We start from the raw sequence: 16,903 nt of genomic DNA, 5'->3' as shown, positions 1-16,903 counted from the left end.
TTGTGGTTGCCGCAGCCGGGCGCCGGCACCACGAAGCAGCCCGTTCCGCGTTAATCAGCTGATTGATGGATGCGAGACCCCGGCGCGATGGGTCCAGTTAGCCGCGCAAGGAGATGCCGGGCCAGCGCGGGCTACGGAGGAATGGCACAACGCGGTCACCTCCGGTGATCATATGAGTTCGCGGTAGATCTTTGCGCTCTCAGCTGCGCATCTGTCCCAGGAAAAGGCGTTAATTCGGGCGTAGCCGCGTACGCGTAGCGCATCCTGCAGCCCCTCGCTCGTTGCGACACGTTCTAGAACTGTGCGCAGTTGCTCGGCACTGTTTGGATCGAAATACACGCCGGCGTCTCCGACTACTTCGGGAATCGAACCGGCATTGCTGCACACGACCGGACAACCGTGGCTCATGGCTTCAAGCGGAGGAATCCCGAAACCCTCGTATTTAGATGGGTATACGAACACAGCAGCCGCCCGGTAGCGTGCTGCGAGTTGGCTATCAGAGCCGGATTCGAAATGTACTCGGTCCGTGATGCCCAACCGCCTCATTTCTTCCTGTTCTTCGGGCAGGGGTGGGAATCCGCCAAAGGCAATTAACTCGAATTCCCGCAACAAAGGCGAGCTGCCATAAGCCTGCAGCAGCGTCTTGAAATTTTTGTATCCCGTGCGATGCCCAACGTAGAGGAGTGTGGTCGGGTTTCCGCCGCTGCGAACCTGCACCGCATTCGGCTCCGCCGTCAGCGAATGCCCAAGGTAGACGACGCTGGTGCGTGCCGGGTCGGTGCCGTAGAGGCGCACGAGGTCCTGCCGTGTGTTTTCCGAAATGCAAATTATATGGTCAGCGCGAGCGACCGCGGCACGTTTGGCGGCGATCGTTTGCTTGACGAAGGGAAACTCCTCAGGAAATAGATCGTGGGTCATGTCATAAACCGTCACGACGCGGCGCTGCCCCTTACCTACAGGTTTAGTCGCGGAAAAGTAGGTCTGGTGAACGATATCGGCATTCGCTCCCCGCCATGCTACCGGCGCTACAGCCCGATTTATCACGTCGAGGAGCGGAAGGCACTGGCGAATCTGAATCCACGAGTCTCCGACGGTGCTGGCCACATACCTACCACGCGTTAAATGCCGGACGGAGTCAGCCGCGAGATAGTTGTTGATATGTAGTGGGGCGATGACGGACACGTCCGACACACCATGGGCGGGCAGGCGGTTCGCGAGTTCGACAATATAACGAGAAGCACCGCCGTAGCGCTGGAAAGTAAAGATCTGGTGGTCGAATGCGACTTTCATAGGGGAGTGTCCCCGGCGACCTGGGATTCAACCATGGCTTTGACGACGTCGCGCATCCGGTATGCAGGTGACCAGCCGAGGACGTCACGTGCCCTGGAGGCATCGCCGAGCCCTTCAGCCAGATCTGAAGGTCGCCGCAGCGCCTCGGAAAGATCGGTATGTTCGCGCCAGTCCAGACCGAGCTGTCCAAAAGCGGCTTCCGCGAACTCCTCGAGGGTGTTGCTTTCACCGGTGGCGATCACAAAGTCGGAGCCGGTGGGCTGCTGCAGCATGCGCCACATCGCGTCGACATACTCAGGCGCCCATCCCCAGTCGCGTTTGATATCGACGTTGCCCAGCATCAGTCGAGTCTGCTCGCCTGCGGCTATGCGAACCGCGGCCGTTACGATCTTCTTCGTCACGAAACGCGCAGGGCGCAAGGGGGATTCGTGATTGAACAATATGCCGGTGCTGGCATGGAGTCCGTACGCGGTCCGGTAGTTCGCGACCAGCCAGTGCGCCGTGCTCTTGGCTACGGCGTAGGGGCTGCAGGGGCGAAACGATGTGTGCTCGTCCGCCGCTTGGCCGTGGGTGTCTCCGAAGCATTCACCAGAGCCGGCGCTGTAGAAACGGATGGGCTTGTCCAAAAAACGTATGGCCTCAAGCAAATTAACAGTGCCGACGGCGATGCTTTCGAGGGTTTCCACCGGCTGCTCAAAGGACAGGCCGACTGAGCTTTGTCCGGCCAGGTTGTAGATTTCCTCAGGATCGGTTCTCCGCAGCACGTTGAGCACGCTGCGAAAGTCATTGGCCGCCATAGATTCCAGGTGTACATCGTCGCGAATCCCTAGCCGCACCAGGTTGGCAAAGCTACTGACCTGCGCGTCGCGCGATGTGCCGAAAACCTCGTAACCCTTTGCGAGTAGCAAGCGCGCGAGGTACGCGCCATCCTGGCCTGAGATGCCACAGACGAGCGCTCTCAATCAAACCCTCCTGAACTGTCTCCCGCGACATCAGCAAGTACGGAAGCAGGACAATCAGAACGTACGGCACGCCCCGCGCGATGAGCAAGTCAAATGGCTTCCATGCCTCCCGATGAATCGGCTACACCCGCCGTTACATGATTTCGCGATAGACTCGTGCGGTCTCGGCGGCGCATCTGTCCCAGGAAAATGCGCGGACCCGTGTGTAGCCACGCGTGCGCAGATCCGCCCGCAGATCCTCGGTCGTTACGACGCGTTCGAGAGCTATACGCAGTTCGTCGGCACTGTTGGGGTCGAAGTAGATGCCGGCGTCTCCCACAACTTCTGGAATAGCGCCGGCATTGCTGCACACCACGGGGCAGCCGTGGCTCATCGCTTCCAGCGGAGGAAGCCCAAAGCCTTCGTATTTCGATGGGTAGATGAACGCGGCTGCCTCGTGATAATGTGCCGCTAGCTGTTGATCGGACCCGGATTCGAAACGCACTCGATCGGTGATACCGAGGCGCCGAATCTCTTTCTGCTCTTCGGGCAACAACGGGTGCCCGCCGAAAGCGACCAAGTCAAATTCTCGCAATGTCGGAGAGCTGGCATAGGCCTGCAGCAGCGTTGTGAAGTTTTTGTATCCTCGACGATGCCCGACGTGCAAAAGTGAAGGTGTGCGCTTACCGCCGCCTTCGACCTGAGTCGCTTTGGCCTGCGCGGTTAGTGAATATCCAAGGTGTACAACGCTAACGCGTGCTGGATCAATACCGTGGAGGCGCACGAGGTCTTGGCGCGTGTTTTCAGAAATGCAAATTACGTGATCGGCGCGGTCGACGGCGGCGCGCTTGGCGGCGATCCATCGCTGGGCGAACGGAATTTCTTCGGAGAACAGCTCATGGGTCATGTCGAAGACCGTCACAACGCGGCGCCGGCCCTTGCCGCCAGGCCTGGCGGCGTAGTGGGTCTCGTGGACGATGTCCGGCACCGGTCCCCGCCAGGCTAGCGGCGCCGCAAACCGGTTTACGAGGTGAAGAACCGGAACGCATTGACGAAGACAAATCACGGCGTCTCCGAGTGCGTAAGGTACGTACCTGCCGCGCGTCAAGCGGTGCGCAGTGTCAGCCGCCAGGTAATTGTTGATGTGAAATGGGGCGATGACTGATACCTGCGACATTCCATAGGCGGGCAAGCGGCTTGCCAGTTCGAAGAAATAGCGTGAAACCCCGCCATATCGCTGGATGGTAAATATCTGGTCGTCGAATGCGACTTTCACCCGCGCTCGGCCTCCTTATAATAAGATGTGCCCCGCCGCGATCGGATCTCTTCCGTGGAAGGCTTGTAGCCATCGCTCAACGTCGGCCCGCCTCGGACCTCTACTATAAGTCGCAGCGAACCCGGAGCGATGTAGCACGATGAGAGCTGGGACGGCTCCGACGATGGGATGGGGGACATCTGGTGACGATCATGGACCGACAGAAGTAGGAATCGAGTGAAGCGAGCGCTCATAACCGGCATTACCGGGCAGGACGGCTCATATCTTGCTGAACTGCTGCTAAACAAGGGATATGAGGTCCATGGACTCATCCGCCGAGCTTCGACGTTTAACACATCGAGGATTGATCACCTCTATGTTGACCCGCACGAAGCTGGTGCACGACTGTTCTTGCACTTCGGCGACCTGACGGACGGTGCCCGTCTGGTTACCTTGCTGAGCACCATCGAACCCGACGAAGTGTACAACCTGGCCGCGCAGTCGCATGTGCGAGTGAGCTTTGACGAGCCCGTTCACACTGGGGACACCACTGGTATGGGGTCGATCCGCCTGTTAGAAGCTGTTCGCCTTTCCGGGGCGGACTGCAGATTTTATCAGGCATCCTCGTCGGAGATGTTTGGCGCATCTCCGCCGCCTCAGAACGAGCAGACACCGTTCTATCCGCGCTCACCCTACGGCGCGGCAAAGGTTTACTCGTACTGGGCGACGCGCAACTATCGAGAGGCGTACGGCCTGTTCGCGGTGAACGGCATCTTGTTCAATCACGAATCGCCGCGGCGCGGTGAGACGTTCGTGACCCGAAAGGTCACTCGAGCTGTGGCGCGCATCAGAGGCGGCTTGCAGTCATACCTCTACATGGGCAATCTCGATGCCGTCCGTGACTGGGGTTACGCACCTGAGTACGTCGAAGGGATGTGGCGGATGTTGCAAGCTCCTGATCCCGACGACTTCGTCCTCGCAACGGGACGCGGTTACACCGTCCGCGATTTCGTCCAGACCGCGTTCGACCACGCTGGACTCGACTGGCAGAAGCACGTGAAATTTGACGAGCGTTATCTGCGTCCCACGGAAGTGGATTCGCTGATAGGCGATGGGGGCAAGGCCGCCCAATCGCTCGGATGGAATGCTTCAGTACACACCGCCGAACTGGCTCGCATTATGGTCGACGCCGACATTGCTGCGCTGGAATGCGATGGGAAGCCGTGGACCGATAAGCCGGCCCTTCCCGGTTGGAGCTGAGCTAGGTGATGGACATGTCCATCGGCGTCCTCGATCGCTCATCACCGGTATACATCGCCGGGCACCGTGGGCTGGCCGGCGCTGCCCTGCTGCGCAAGTTTCAGGCAGCGGGATTCACCAATCTTCTTGTGCGATCACACAATGAGCTCGACCTGACGGATCGAGCAGCGACATTTGACTTCGTTTTGCAGACAAGCCCACACGTCATCGTCGATGCTGCGGCCAAGGTTGGCGGCATCATGGCCAATAGCACACACCCGGCCGATTTTCTGTCCGAGAACCTCCAGATCCAGGTCAATCTGCTCGACGCCGCTGTGGCTGCGCGGGTGCCGCGGCTGCTGTTTCTCGGGTCCTCGTGTATTTACCCGAAATATGCCGCGCAGCCCATCAAGGAGAGTGCGCTGCTCACTGGCCTCTTGGAGCCCACCAACGACGCATACGCGATCGCCAAAATCGCCGGCATCCTGCAAGTTCAGGCGGTTAGGCGTCAGTATGGACTGCCGTGGATCTCTGCAATGCCAACCAACTTGTACGGGCCAGGCGACAACTTTTCCCAGTTCGACTCGCACCTACTACCGGCGCTTATCCGCCGGTATGAAGAGGCTAAAGCTACCGGCGCCTCGGAGGTAGCAAACTGGGGCACCGGAACCCCGCGGCGCGAGTTGCTGCATGTCGATGATCTGGCCAGCGCGTGTCTTTACCTGCTGGAACACTTTGACAGTCCGACCCCCGTCAACGTCGGGACCGGTATTGACAACACGATAAGCGAGATCGCCAATATGGTCGCCGCCGCCGTGGGCTACACGGGTGAAACACTCTGGGACCCAACGAAACCGGATGGAACACCACGTAAGGTGTTGGATGTTTCGATATTGCGGGCGGCGGGGTGGCAGGCTGAAATCCCGTTGCGGGAGGGCATCCGAACAACGGTGGCGTGGTATCGCGCGAACGCCAGTGCGGCGAGGACTTGATGTCCGTATGACGGCAACTGTTTGGTGCGTAGTGTTGCGCTTTGGCGTTGAACCGCAGCTCGTAGCGCCCAAGCGTGCTCAATGGGGTTTCCACGGGCTAGCTAGACGTTGTCGTTCTGGCGGTTCACGCACCTAATCACGGTTCGTGACAGGGGGCTCTAGCGGGGGTCCTTGTGAACGAAGCGGCACACTCCGGGTTGACCGCTGCTAACGTGACTAAAGCCATGACTGCACCAATGTTTTCGATCGTCGTCCCCACATTCAATGCCGCGGCGACTTTGCCTGCCTGCCTTCGCAGCATCGCTCGCCAGACAGACAGCTCCTTCGAAATCGTCCTCATCGACGGCGGCTCGACAGACGACACCCTTGACATCGCGAACAAGTTCGCCCACACCCTTGGTCCACGTCTGGTCACTCATAGTGGGCCCGACCAAGGTCCCTACGACGCCATGAACCGCGGTGTTGGCATGGCAACAGGGGAGTGGCTGCTGTTCTTGGGTGCTGATGACACCCTCTACGAAATTGACACTCTCGCTCGCGTGGCCGCATTCATCCACAACCACGAGCACAGCGATCTGGTGTATGGCGATGTCATCATGCGCTCGACCGGGGCCCGTCACGCTGGCGTCTTCGATCTCGACCGATTGCTATTCGAGACGAATATGTGCCATCAGTCGATCTTTTACCGCCGCGGGCTTTTCGCTGGCATCGGTCCGTACAACCTGCGCTACCGGATCTGGGCTGACTGGGACTTCAACATTCGCTGCTTCTCCAACCCAGCGCTGGTAACTCGGTACATGGACATCATCATTGCGAAATACAACGACATGACCGGACTGAGCATGAGGGAGAGCACAGACAAGGAATTCAGAAAGCGCCTACCGATGTATTTCTGGGTTGCGGGTATGGAGACCTGCGGCCGAATGCTGGCATTTTTGAGGCATAAAGAGAACCGCCGAGTGGCGTTGCGTTCGAGGCTAATCCGATACAGGGCTGCCTCAAGTGCTCGCGTACGCAAGTAGAACCAGGCGCATCGCAGCAGTGGCGTGGACGGTGTGTTTATGTGCCAGACTCGGCGGCGGTCCGATAGCCGCGCACGGCAATCGGCGTGAAGATCGCGAACAGGCCGACTGCCCAAACAAGAGTCATTGCAATCGGCCGTATAAGTGGCCCGTCGTAGGCAAGGGCCCACATCGCTTCGATGGGTGGTGAAATCGGCTGCACGCGGACTAAGGGGCGAAGCCAATCCGGGAACAGGGCGATCGGGGTGGTGCCGGGATTCATAAACGCCAGTGCGACAACTATGCCTACCAGCCAGGTCATCACGGTCCGCGCATTCGCGCGGATTGCCAGCGCCATCACCAGCGCGGTGAAGCCCACCACCACCATGGACGGAATCAAAATAAACGCCAAGACCGACGGCCAGCCGTGCCTAAAGCGTAAGCCCATTGCCAGGCCGAGGGCGGTGATCAGAACCGTTCCGATCAGCGCGCGCACGGCCTCGGCCGTGAGCCGTCCGGTGACCGCGCTGGTCCGGTGGATCGGTAAGACCCACATGCGGCTGAGCAGCCCGGACTGGCGATCGGTCGTAATACCGACCGCATTGCCCATGGAGCCGAACATCGCGGACAGCACCGCGCTCATCGGAACCAGGCCGTAAAGGCTATCGACGCCGGTGACCTTGCGCACCTGATCACCCAGGACCATTTGGTAGACGAGCATGAGGCAGATAGGGAAGAGGAGCGAGCCAAGCAGCACCGTCCGGTCACGCCGCCACCGAAGGAGCAGTTGACCGGCCTGCACCCAGCTCTGGGTCAGTAGCGAACCTTGCATCCCGGGCTGTACGGTCACTTGCCTCGCCTCTGCATGCGTACGGTGATTGCGCCGAAAACCAGCACCATCCCCAGGCACCAGGCAAGGCTGGCCGCCAGGTTGGCAACCACCACATATCCGGAGGCAAGACCCCGTAGTGTCTCCGACACCTGCGATACGGGTTGGTAGCGCACGTACGGACGCAACCAACCCGGAAAGGTCGCCTCCGGTGCGATCCCGGTGGACAGCATGAATAGCAGTAGTTGGGGAACGAACAGCAAGTAGCTGATTCCCTCGAGAGTGCTCGCAGTCGACCCCAGCGCATCGGCGCCCAGCGCCACGCCCAGGCACAGTAGAAGCGCGATGGCCGCGAAGGCCAACGCATACCCCGGCCCGCCGGTCATCCTGAATCCGAACGCATAGCCGGCGACCATAGCAACCACGAGGACGATGGCGGCCCGTATCAGGGTGGCGACCATGCGCGCGCTCACGGGAGCAGCCGCGGAAATGGGCAGCGTCCCCAACCGCACGGCAACCCCATGCAGGTGATCACGCGCCGCGCGGTCCGCGGTGAGCACCGCGACAAAGACCATGGATTGGACGACCACCGCCGGCAGCAAATACTGCGAATAACTGGTGCGCCCGGTGTCAACCAGGCCATGCAGCGCGACGGTGAAGCCCGCCAAATACCCTACGGGGGAAAGGATTTCGAAGATCAGTCCACCATCTCGCGCCGAGGACATCAACGAGCGTTCGGTGAGGGCGGCGAGCGCGCTCATGACTGCCGGACGGTGCTTTCGGTGAGGTGCAGAAATGCCTCGTCGAGTGAGGGTTTGCGCAGCGAGATATCCGTCAGTTCGACGCCAGCCGCGTCGACCCGCCGAAACACCTCACCGAGCGTGCCCACCCCGTCGGGCGCAAATATCGACACCGAATTCATGTCGGCGTCGACCTCGATCCCGTCGAGCCCGGCCAGCGCCGCGGCCACCCGGGGTAGATCGACCGGATTCGTCGGGGTCACCTGGCAGTAACTGCCTCCCACCCGCCGTTTGAGGTCTTCCGCGGTGCCGCTGGCGATCACTTGGCCTTGGTCAATAACGACGATCGAGTCGCTCAGCACGTCGGCTTCTTCCAGGTACTGCGTGGTCAGGAGCACTGTGGTTCCCTGCATGGCCAGCGAACTCACCAGCGCCCATACGTCGCGTCGGCCGCGCGGATCGAGGCCGACCGTCGGCTCGTCGAGGAAGAGCACCTTCGGTGGCACCACCAGGGCCGCGGCGAGGTCGACGCGTCGCCGCATGCCGCCGGAATAGGTGAGAACAGCCCGATTGGCGGCTGCGTTGAGGCCGAACTGTTCGATCAGCTCGTCGGCGCGCCCCTTTGCATCGCGCCGATGCAGGCCTCGTAACCGGCCGAAAAGAACCAGATTCTCCCGGCCGGTGAGCACGGGGTCCAAGGCCGTGTACTGGCCGGCCATCGCTATTTTGGCGCGCACCTGAGCGGCCTGGCGGACCACGTCGTATCCGGCGACGGTGGCGCGGCCCGAAGTGGGGCGCATCAGCGTCGAGAGGATGTTAATCGTCGTCGTCTTGCCCGCCCCATTGTGGCCGAGCAGACCGCATACCGTGCCGGCGGGAACCGAAAAGCTCACACCGCGCAGCGCGGCTGTCTTTCCTCCGAACGTTTTTGTGAGGCCAGCTACCTCGATCGCCAGTGAACTCACGTTAGGCAGTATTTCACGATGGGTCCCCCGATGTTTGGAGTTCAGACGGTGCGGCCGACCCTAGAGGGACTGCCGTGGGATCTCCGCGGTTGGCATGTCATCTTCCAGGTCGTGGTGCAGCAGCAGGGAGCGCACCACCGGACGCGGCCCTTCCGACCGGAGCATTTTGCTCGCGGGCCGGGGACGCACGATCTGCGGCCACCAGAACCAGCGTCCGAGCAGCGCGGCGATGGACGGTGTCATGAACGAGCGGACGATCAAGGTGTCGAACAACAGGCCCAGGCCGATGGTGGTACCGACCTGGCCGATGATCCGCAGGTCGCTGGCCACCATGGAAGCCATGGTGAAGGCGAACACCAGGCCCGCGTTGGTCACGACCTTGCCGGTGCCCCCCATCGCGCGGATGATGCCGGTGTTGATGCCCCCGGCTAGTTCCTCTCTCATCCGGGACACCAGCAGCAGGTTGTAGTCGGACCCCACCGCCAGCAGGACGATCACCGACATCGGCAGCACCATCCAGTACAGGTTGATGCCGAGGATGTATTGCCAGATCAGTACGGACAACCCGAACGACGAGCCCAGCGATAGCGCCACCGTGCCGACGATGACCAGTGAGGCCACGAAACCGCGGGTGATGATCAACATGATGATGAAAATGAGGCAGAGCGCACCGACTCCCGCGATGAACAGGTCGTACGTGGAGCCGTCGCGGAAGTCTTTGAACGTCGAGGCGGTGCCGGCAATATAGATCTTTGCTGACTCCAGCGGCGTTGTCTTGAGCGCCTCCTCGGCCGCCGTCCGTATCTTGTCGATGCGCGCGAGGCCCTCGGGTGACGCGGGGTCACCCTTGTGGGAAATGATAAATCGGGCGGCTTTACCGTCCGGGGACAAGAACTGGCTCATCGCGCGCTTGAAATCTTCGTTCTGGAAGATGTCGGGGGGAAGGAAGAAGGAATCGTCGTCCCGCGCGGCGTCGAAGGTCGCCCCCATGGCGGTGGCATTCTCTTTCTGGTTCTCCATCTGGCCGAGCGTTCCGTTCATGGTGCTGTAGCTCGTCAGCAGCATGTTTCGCGCTTCCTCGGCGATCGCGATCGACGGCGGGAAGATTTCGAGCAGTTTCGGCAACAGCGCGTCCATTTTGTCCAAATCGACGATGAGTTCGTCGAGTTTGTCGCTCAGCGTGTCGACGCCGTCGAGGGTCTCGAAGATATTTCTCAGCGACCAGCAGATCGGGATGTCATAACAGTGCCGTTCCCAGTAGAAATAGCTTCGAAGCGGCCGGAAGAAATCCTCAAAATCGGACATGTGACCCCGGATATCCGATATCACGTCGCGCATTTCTTTGGTCTTGCCGATCGAGTCGTGCGTAATGGTCGTGATCTGCTTCTGCAGTGCGTACATGCGCTTCATCGTCGCGATTTGGTACGACAGGACGTCCGCCTGATGGAGCATGTCTTGTGTGCGGGCTTTCATGTAATGCTGATCCTGCTGCATCACCGAATACTGCATCTGCAGCAAGAATGGTATCGACGTGTGCTGAATCGGCGTGCCCTCGGGCCGGGTTATGCCCTGCACCCGAGAAATGCCGTGAACCTTGAATATTGCCTTCGCGAGCCTGTGCAAGACCAGGAAGTCTGCCGGGTTGCGCATATCGTGATCGGACTCGATCATCACGATTTCCGGCATCATTCGCGCTTGAGAGAAGTGGCGATCGGCGGCCGCGTATCCGACGTTGGCCGGAATGTCGTTGGGCATGTAGAACCGGTTGTTGTAGCTGGTCTGATAGCCGGGCAACGTCACCAGTCCGACGACGGCCACCGCTATGGTCGCGGCGAGAATGGGTACGGGCCAGCGGACGATGGCCGTGCCGATTCGGCGCCAGCGACCGAACGCGAGAACCCGCTTGGGGTCGAATAGCCCGAACCCGCTTCCAATGGTCAGAACCGCCGGAACCAACGTGAGCGCGATGAGGACCGCCGCGAGCATGCCCACGGCGCACGGCACACCCATGGTCTGGAAGATGGGCATGCGGGTAAAGCCCAGGCACAACATCGCCCCGGCGATCGTCAGCCCCGATCCCAAGACGACGGGAGCGACCGCGCGGTAGGTGGTGTAGAAGGCGGCTTCCCGGTCCTCGCCGGCCTGGCGCGCCTCCTGATAGCGACCGAAGAAGAAGATCGCGTAGTCGGTTCCGGCCGCCATCGCAAGGGCCACCAACAGGTTGACGGCGAAAGTCGAGAGCGCGACGAGACTGTGATCGCCGAGGAACGCAACGATTCCCCGAGCCGCAAGAACCTCGATCCCCACGGTGACCAACAACAGAATCACGGTGAGGATAGACCGGTAGACGAAGAGCAGCACAACAAAGATGATCAGCGCGCCCACCGCGGTCATTTTCAGGATGGACCGGTCCCCGGCCTGCTGCATATCGGATAACAGCGCCGACGGGCCGGTGACATAAACCTTGAGTCCCGGGGGTGGGGGATTCCGCGCAATGATGTCGCGGACCGAGGCAATCGAGTCCTGGCCCAGGGTGGTGCCCTGATTCCCCGCCAGGTTGAGTTGCACATAGACGGCCTTGCCGTCGTCGCTTTGCGCACCCGCCGCCGTCAGCCGGTCGCCCCACAGATCCTGCACGTGCTCGACGTGCTTCTGGTCGGCCTTCAGTGCGCGCATCAGTTTGTCGTAGTAATTGTGGGCGTCGTCCCCGAGGCGCTGCTGCCCCTCGAACACGATCATCGCGATGCTGTCCGAATCGGACTCCTTGAAGTCCTTGCCCATGCGTTGCATGGCCTGGACCGCCGGTGCGTCCTGCGGGGCCAGCGGCACGGAATGCTCGCGTCCGACCGTCTCCAACCAGGGAACGCAGAATGTCACCACCAGCGTCAGCGCGACCCACGCCAGCACGATGAGCACCGAAAGCCGGCGGATGCTCCGGGCGAAGAAAGGGGGTCGAGCGTGCTCGGTCGTCATGCGGCCCCCGACGGCCAACAGATAACGGCCCGCCGTGGGCGCGGGAAGCTCGTGGCTTTTACCGCTCCGTCCACGGCCGCGCAGCGGCGAATGCCGTCCCTGTTGTGCTGTGTCACGATGTTCCCCACGGTCGCGATGCCTGTTGCTGGAAGTGGAAGTCCGGCCGTTACAAAGGCTGTTTTAACAGCAGCGAGCGCACCAGCGGCCGGGGTCCCGACGGCCGGAGCATCGAGCTCGCGGGCCGCTGACGCACGCGTTGCGGCCACCAGAACCAGCGTCCCAGCAGCGCGGCGACCGACGGCGTCATGAACGCGCGCACCACCAGCGTGTCGAACAGCAGGCCCAACCCGATCGTCGTGCCCGTCTGCGCGACGCTGCGCAGATCGCTGACCCCCATCGACGCCATCGTGAAGGCGAACACCAGGCCCGCGTTGGTCACGACCTTGCCCGTGCCGGCCATCGCCCGGATGATGCCGGTGTTGATGCCGGCGGCCAATTCCTCCTGCATTCGGGAGACCAGCAGCAGGTTGTAGTCCGATCCCACCGCCAGAAGGACGATCACGGACGTCGACAGCACCGTCCAGTGCAGTTGCAGCCCGAGGAGGTACTGCCAGACGAGCACGGACAGCCCATAGGACGCACCCATGGACAACAACACCGTGCCGACGATCACCAGCGCGGCAATGAAGCTGCGCGTCATGATCAGCATGATGATGAAAATGAGGCAGATCGCGGCGACCCCGGCGATCAAGAGATCCCATTTGGAGCCGTCGACGATGTCTTTCGTGATCGCCGCGGTGCCGGTGAGGTAGACCTTGGCATCCTCGAGGGGAGTGCCCTTGAGCGCCTCTTCGGCCGCCGTCTTGATGGGCTCGACGCGCGAAAGCCCTTCCGGCGTGGCGGGATCGCCCTTTTGTGAAATCAACATGCGGACGTCTTTTCCGTCCGGCGACATGAAGATCTTCTCGACCCGCTTGAAGGCCTCCGAGTCGTTGATGATTCCCGGCGGCAGGTAGAAGGAATCCTCGTTTCGGGACTGGTCGAACGCCTGGCCCATCGCGGCCGAGTTGTTGCCCTGCGATTCCATCTGGCCCATCACGCCGGACATGGTGCTGTGCATCGTCAGCATCATGGTTCGCATGCTCTGCATGGATTCGATCATCGGCGGCAGCAGCACAACCATTTGCGGCAGCAGCGTGTCCAGCTGATCCAGGTCCGCCACCAGCTCCTTCAGCTTGTCGGTGATCTCGTCCACGCCGTCCAGTGCGTCGAAAATGGATCGCAACGAAAAGCAGACCGGGATGTCGTAGCAGTGCCGTTCCCAATAGAAATAGCTGCGAAGCGGCCTGAAGAAATCCTCGAAATCGGAGATCTTGTCCCGCAATTCGTTGGTGATCTCCTGCATCTCATGCGTTTTGCCGACCATGTGGTGGGTGGTGGCGACGAGTTCCTTCATCAGGCCGTACATGTGCTGCATGATGGCGATCATTCGCCCCAGGTCTTCGGCCTGCTTGAGCATGTCGTCCATGCGGTCCTTCTGGAACGCCATGTTTATCTGCTGGCTTGACTGCGACATGCTCACGATCCACGGGATCGTCGTGTGCTCGAGTGGGATGCCCTCAGGACGGGTCACCGACTGCACGGTGGAAACGCCAGGGACAGCCAGGACCCCCTTGGCCACCTTGTTCAACACGATCATGTCAGCCGGATTGCGCAAATCGTGATCGCTCTCCAGCAGCAGAATCTCGGGCATCATCGTTCGCGACTGCGGGAAGTGTCGCTGGGCGGCGGCATTTCCCACACTCGCGGGAATGTCGCTGGGGATGAATTTCTGATCGTCATAGCTGGGGTTGTAATTCGGCAGCGTTATCAGGCCGATGAGCGCAACCGCCAGCGTCGTGATCAGAATGGGTGCCGGCCACCGCACGATCGCGGTGCCGATCCGCCGCCACCGATGCGTCGTGATCACCCGTCTCGGATCGAACAGACCGAAACGGCCGCCGACCACCAGCAGTGCGGGCGCCAGCGTGAGGGCAACGAGAACCGCGACGGTGATGCCGATGGCGCAGGGGATGCCCAGTGGCTGGAAATAGGGCAACCGGGTGAAGTTGAGGCAGAAGACGGCCCCGGCGATCGTCAAACCGGACGCCAACACGACCTTGGCCACACTGCCAAACGTGGTGTAGAAGGCCATTTCCCGGCTCTCGCCGGCCTGTCGCGCTTCCTGATATCGCCCGACGAAGAAGATGCCGTAGTCGGTTCCCGTCGCGATGACGGCGGCGACCAGCAGGTTGACGGCGAAGGTGGTGAGGCCAAGCAGCTGGAGATGGCCAAGGAATGCCACGATTCCTCGCGCCACCTGCAACTGCAGCCCGACCATCAGCAACAACAGGATCACGGTCGTGATCGACCGGTAGACGATGAGCAGGGTGATGAAGATGACCGCGAGGCTGGTCACGGTGACCAGCATGACCGTCTTCTGGCCGGCGATGTTCATGTCCGCGACTGTCGGCGCGGGGCCGGTAACGTAGGCCTTCAGACCCTCCGGCGCGGGCGTCTTCGCAACGATCTGACGAACCGCCGCTACCGATTCGTCCCCCGACGCCCCGCCCTGGCTACCGGCAAGCTGGACTTGCACATAGACGGCCTTCCCGTCTGAGCTCTCCGCGGCTTTCGAGGTGACCGGATCGCCCCAGAAGTCCTGGACGTTCTGCACGTGCTTATCGGCGCGCAATTCGCGGATCAACTGGTTGTAGTACTTGTGCGCCGCGTCGCCCAGGGGTTGCTGGCTCTCCAGCACGATCATCGCCAAGGCGCCGGAGTTGGTCTCCTTGAAGTCCTGACCCAGGTGCTCCATCGCCCTAAACGACGGTGCGGCAACGGGACTCAGTGAAACCGCGTTCTCCGCCTCGACCTGCTCCAGTGGGGGAACGCCCACCGCGATGACGACGGCGATCCCCAGCCACCCCAAAATGATGGGTATCGCAAGGCGATGGAGCATCCGCGCGATCAGCGGTGGCTTCGCGCGCTCGGTCGTCGTATTCGGGTCACTCTGCACGTCGGTCATGTGGCCGTCAGCATGCAGTAGGTGAACGCGTTCAACTCGTGCGAAACCCTCTCGGCTTTGACGACACCGTCAACCACGATTCGGCAGCCGAGCATGTCGCCATTCCCTTGTGCCACAACGTTTCCCAATATCGACGGCAACGTGGTCGAGATGTCGAAAGACCACGGCACCGGTTGCCCGTTGACGTGCACCGGGTTTCCGTCGACGTCGAAGTAGCTGATGTCGGCCGTCGTCCCCGGCGGCCCGAAGATCTCGTACCTGATGTGCTTGGGGTTAAAGGGTTTGGTGTCTTTGATCCTGGTGTCCGCGTAGGACTCGCGCTTCTCCGAGCCGAAGATGCCGTGCAAACGTGAAACCGTCAAACCTCCCGCGAGGACCACGGCGACGATAAGCAGAGGGATCCAGAGCCGCTTGAGCGCGGCGAGAACTCCCGTTCCACGGGGATGGGTCTGATTCCGCCCGACGGGCCGCTGAGGTGCGGTCGAGGATCGGCGACCAAAGCGCATGAGGCCACGTCGCCCGGTGGGAGTCTGGCTAATGTCGCGGCCTTCCGTAGCGATATCGGGCCGGGCCCGCACGTCCGGTTCGGTCACCGCACCCCCTTCTACCCATTTCTGCGTCTCTTGTTATTCCGCCGGCCCGGGCAACCCGTTACACATTGGTCCCGATACGCCGGTGGGGGCACTCCGAATGGGGTGTACGTCGCAGACTAGTCGTGCTTCGGCACCTCATACGAGCCCCGCCCCCCGGGGAGCGCGACCGAGTCTTCATGAGTAAACCACGCCAGTGGACTCCGTATCAGTCCTTTGACATCGAGATACGGGATCGTAATGCATACCGCGTGCGTAACAGCACTTTTTGGATTGTCCGTCTCCGATGGCCGACCCGGCTCTCACCGGGTGCCCACCCGATCCGGAACGGCACACGCCCACCCACGGTCCGCCCGGACGCCGAAGCCTGCTGAGTGATCAGCAGCCCCAGTCAGCTAACGACGATCACCGCCCGTAGTCAATGGGTTCCGCCAGGCCTGTTTCGCGGCGCCCCGAGCGGCCTCCGGACGTTCGCCTCGTGGTGATTTTCGCGGGGGCTTCCAGGTCGGTACCCTGGGCGGTGACAACCACCCAAAATTTCATCGTCCATGAAGGCCGACCATGCCCAGTCGCGAGCCGCCCCGGCGAGCGATTGCGGCAGGTCACAGCAGCCAACGGCGGCAGCTGTGCAGCCCTGCTTAAGCCAATCTTGAGGCTGCGTTAAGAGCCTGACAGGTCACACGGGGAACTTTGTCCAAATCTCGGACGCACAGTGGTGCCTCCAGTAGGGTTTGGAACCGTTCCACTCGTGTCAACTAGGCATTCTGGAGAAATGTGAGCATCAATCCGTTCGACGACGACAACGGCAGCTTTTTCGTCTTGGTGAACGACGAGGAGCAACACAGCCTGTGGCCGGCCTTCGCCGACGTTCCAGCCGGCTGGCGAGTGGTGTACGGGGAGACCGACCGCGCTGCGTGCTTGGAGTACATCGAACAGAACTGGCCCGACATTCGGCCAAAGAGTCTGCGCGACAAGCTCTCAACGGGTCGGGGTTTTGACCAGTAACGAGTCGGGGTATGGG

General features: G+C 61.3%; 13 protein-coding genes. 4 read left to right on the top strand and 9 right to left on the bottom strand.

Features of this window, described 5'->3' with window-relative positions; genetic code table 11:
* Positions 1-168 precede the first annotated feature (168 nt).
* From BST44_RS20115 to BST44_RS20105, 3 genes are all read right to left on the bottom strand, one after another.
* On the bottom strand, positions 169-1,290 hold the full coding sequence (locus tag BST44_RS20115; protein ID WP_083178861.1) for a glycosyltransferase family 4 protein: 1,122 nt from the start codon (positions 1,288-1,290) through the stop codon (positions 169-171).
* On the bottom strand, positions 1,287-2,252 hold the full coding sequence (locus tag BST44_RS20110) for a GDP-mannose 4,6-dehydratase (protein ID WP_083178860.1): 966 nt from the start codon (positions 2,250-2,252) through the stop codon (positions 1,287-1,289). Before BST44_RS20110 ends, BST44_RS20115 begins: the two co-directional genes overlap by 4 nt.
* 133 nt (positions 2,253-2,385) lie before the next feature.
* Complete coding sequence (locus BST44_RS20105; protein ID WP_083178859.1) at positions 2,386-3,507, bottom strand: glycosyltransferase family 4 protein; 1,122 nt, start codon at positions 3,505-3,507, stop codon at positions 2,386-2,388.
* Positions 3,508-3,723: 216 nt separating this feature from the next.
* Here BST44_RS20105 and gmd point away from each other — a divergent pair, with 216 nt between their 5' ends.
* The 3 genes from gmd to BST44_RS20090 all read left to right on the top strand — a co-directional run bounded on the left by gmd (position 3,724) and on the right by BST44_RS20090 (position 6,739).
* Complete coding sequence (gene gmd / locus BST44_RS20100) at positions 3,724-4,746, top strand: GDP-mannose 4,6-dehydratase (RefSeq protein WP_083178858.1); 1,023 nt, start codon at positions 3,724-3,726, stop codon at positions 4,744-4,746.
* Between the two features lie 8 nt (positions 4,747-4,754).
* Positions 4,755-5,717, top strand: coding sequence for a GDP-L-fucose synthase family protein (locus BST44_RS20095; RefSeq protein ID WP_083178880.1), 963 nt, complete (start codon positions 4,755-4,757; stop codon positions 5,715-5,717).
* Between the two features lie 236 nt (positions 5,718-5,953).
* Positions 5,954-6,739: a glycosyltransferase family 2 protein gene (locus BST44_RS20090; RefSeq protein ID WP_208619845.1), complete on the top strand. Its 786-nt coding sequence runs from the start codon at positions 5,954-5,956 to the stop codon at positions 6,737-6,739.
* Between the two features lie 37 nt (positions 6,740-6,776).
* Here BST44_RS20090 and BST44_RS20085 read toward each other — a convergent pair whose 3' ends face one another.
* The 6 genes from BST44_RS20085 to BST44_RS20060 form a co-directional block, all read right to left on the bottom strand.
* The gene (locus BST44_RS20085) at positions 6,777-7,550 is read right to left on the bottom strand and encodes an ABC transporter permease (RefSeq protein WP_083178879.1); all 774 of its coding nucleotides are present in this window, start codon (positions 7,548-7,550) and stop codon (positions 6,777-6,779) included.
* A gap of 14 nt (positions 7,551-7,564) precedes the next feature.
* A complete protein-coding gene (locus BST44_RS20080) occupies positions 7,565-8,308 on the bottom strand; it encodes an ABC transporter permease (RefSeq protein ID WP_083178856.1) in 744 nt (247 codons plus the stop codon).
* Positions 8,305-9,252, bottom strand: coding sequence for an ATP-binding cassette domain-containing protein (locus tag BST44_RS20075; RefSeq protein ID WP_083178855.1), 948 nt, complete (start codon positions 9,250-9,252; stop codon positions 8,305-8,307). The genes BST44_RS20080 and BST44_RS20075 overlap by 4 nt, the downstream gene beginning before the upstream one ends.
* 60 nt (positions 9,253-9,312) lie before the next feature.
* A complete protein-coding gene (locus BST44_RS20070; RefSeq protein WP_083178854.1) occupies positions 9,313-12,225 on the bottom strand; it encodes an MMPL/RND family transporter in 2,913 nt (970 codons plus the stop codon).
* A 166-nt stretch (positions 12,226-12,391) separates the two neighbouring features.
* Positions 12,392-15,292 (bottom strand): MMPL/RND family transporter, encoded by a 2,901-nt coding sequence (locus BST44_RS20065; protein WP_083178853.1) that lies wholly within the window; start codon positions 15,290-15,292, stop codon positions 12,392-12,394.
* Positions 15,289-15,693: an MmpS family transport accessory protein gene (locus tag BST44_RS20060; protein ID WP_050790074.1), complete on the bottom strand. Its 405-nt coding sequence runs from the start codon at positions 15,691-15,693 to the stop codon at positions 15,289-15,291. The genes BST44_RS20065 and BST44_RS20060 overlap by 4 nt, the downstream gene beginning before the upstream one ends.
* 963 nt (positions 15,694-16,656) lie before the next feature.
* Here BST44_RS20060 and BST44_RS20055 point away from each other — a divergent pair.
* Positions 16,657-16,887, top strand: a complete 231-nt coding sequence (locus BST44_RS20055) for an MbtH family protein (protein WP_083178851.1) — start codon at positions 16,657-16,659, stop codon at positions 16,885-16,887.
* The last annotated feature ends 16 nt before the right edge of the window (positions 16,888-16,903 follow it).

The sequence above is a fragment of the Mycobacterium scrofulaceum genome, from assembly GCF_002086735.1.
GTDB lineage: Bacteria > Actinomycetota > Actinomycetes > Mycobacteriales > Mycobacteriaceae > Mycobacterium > Mycobacterium scrofulaceum.
The sequence above is the reverse complement of the archived record's forward strand: the minus strand, read 5'-3'. Positions and strand labels throughout refer to the sequence as shown.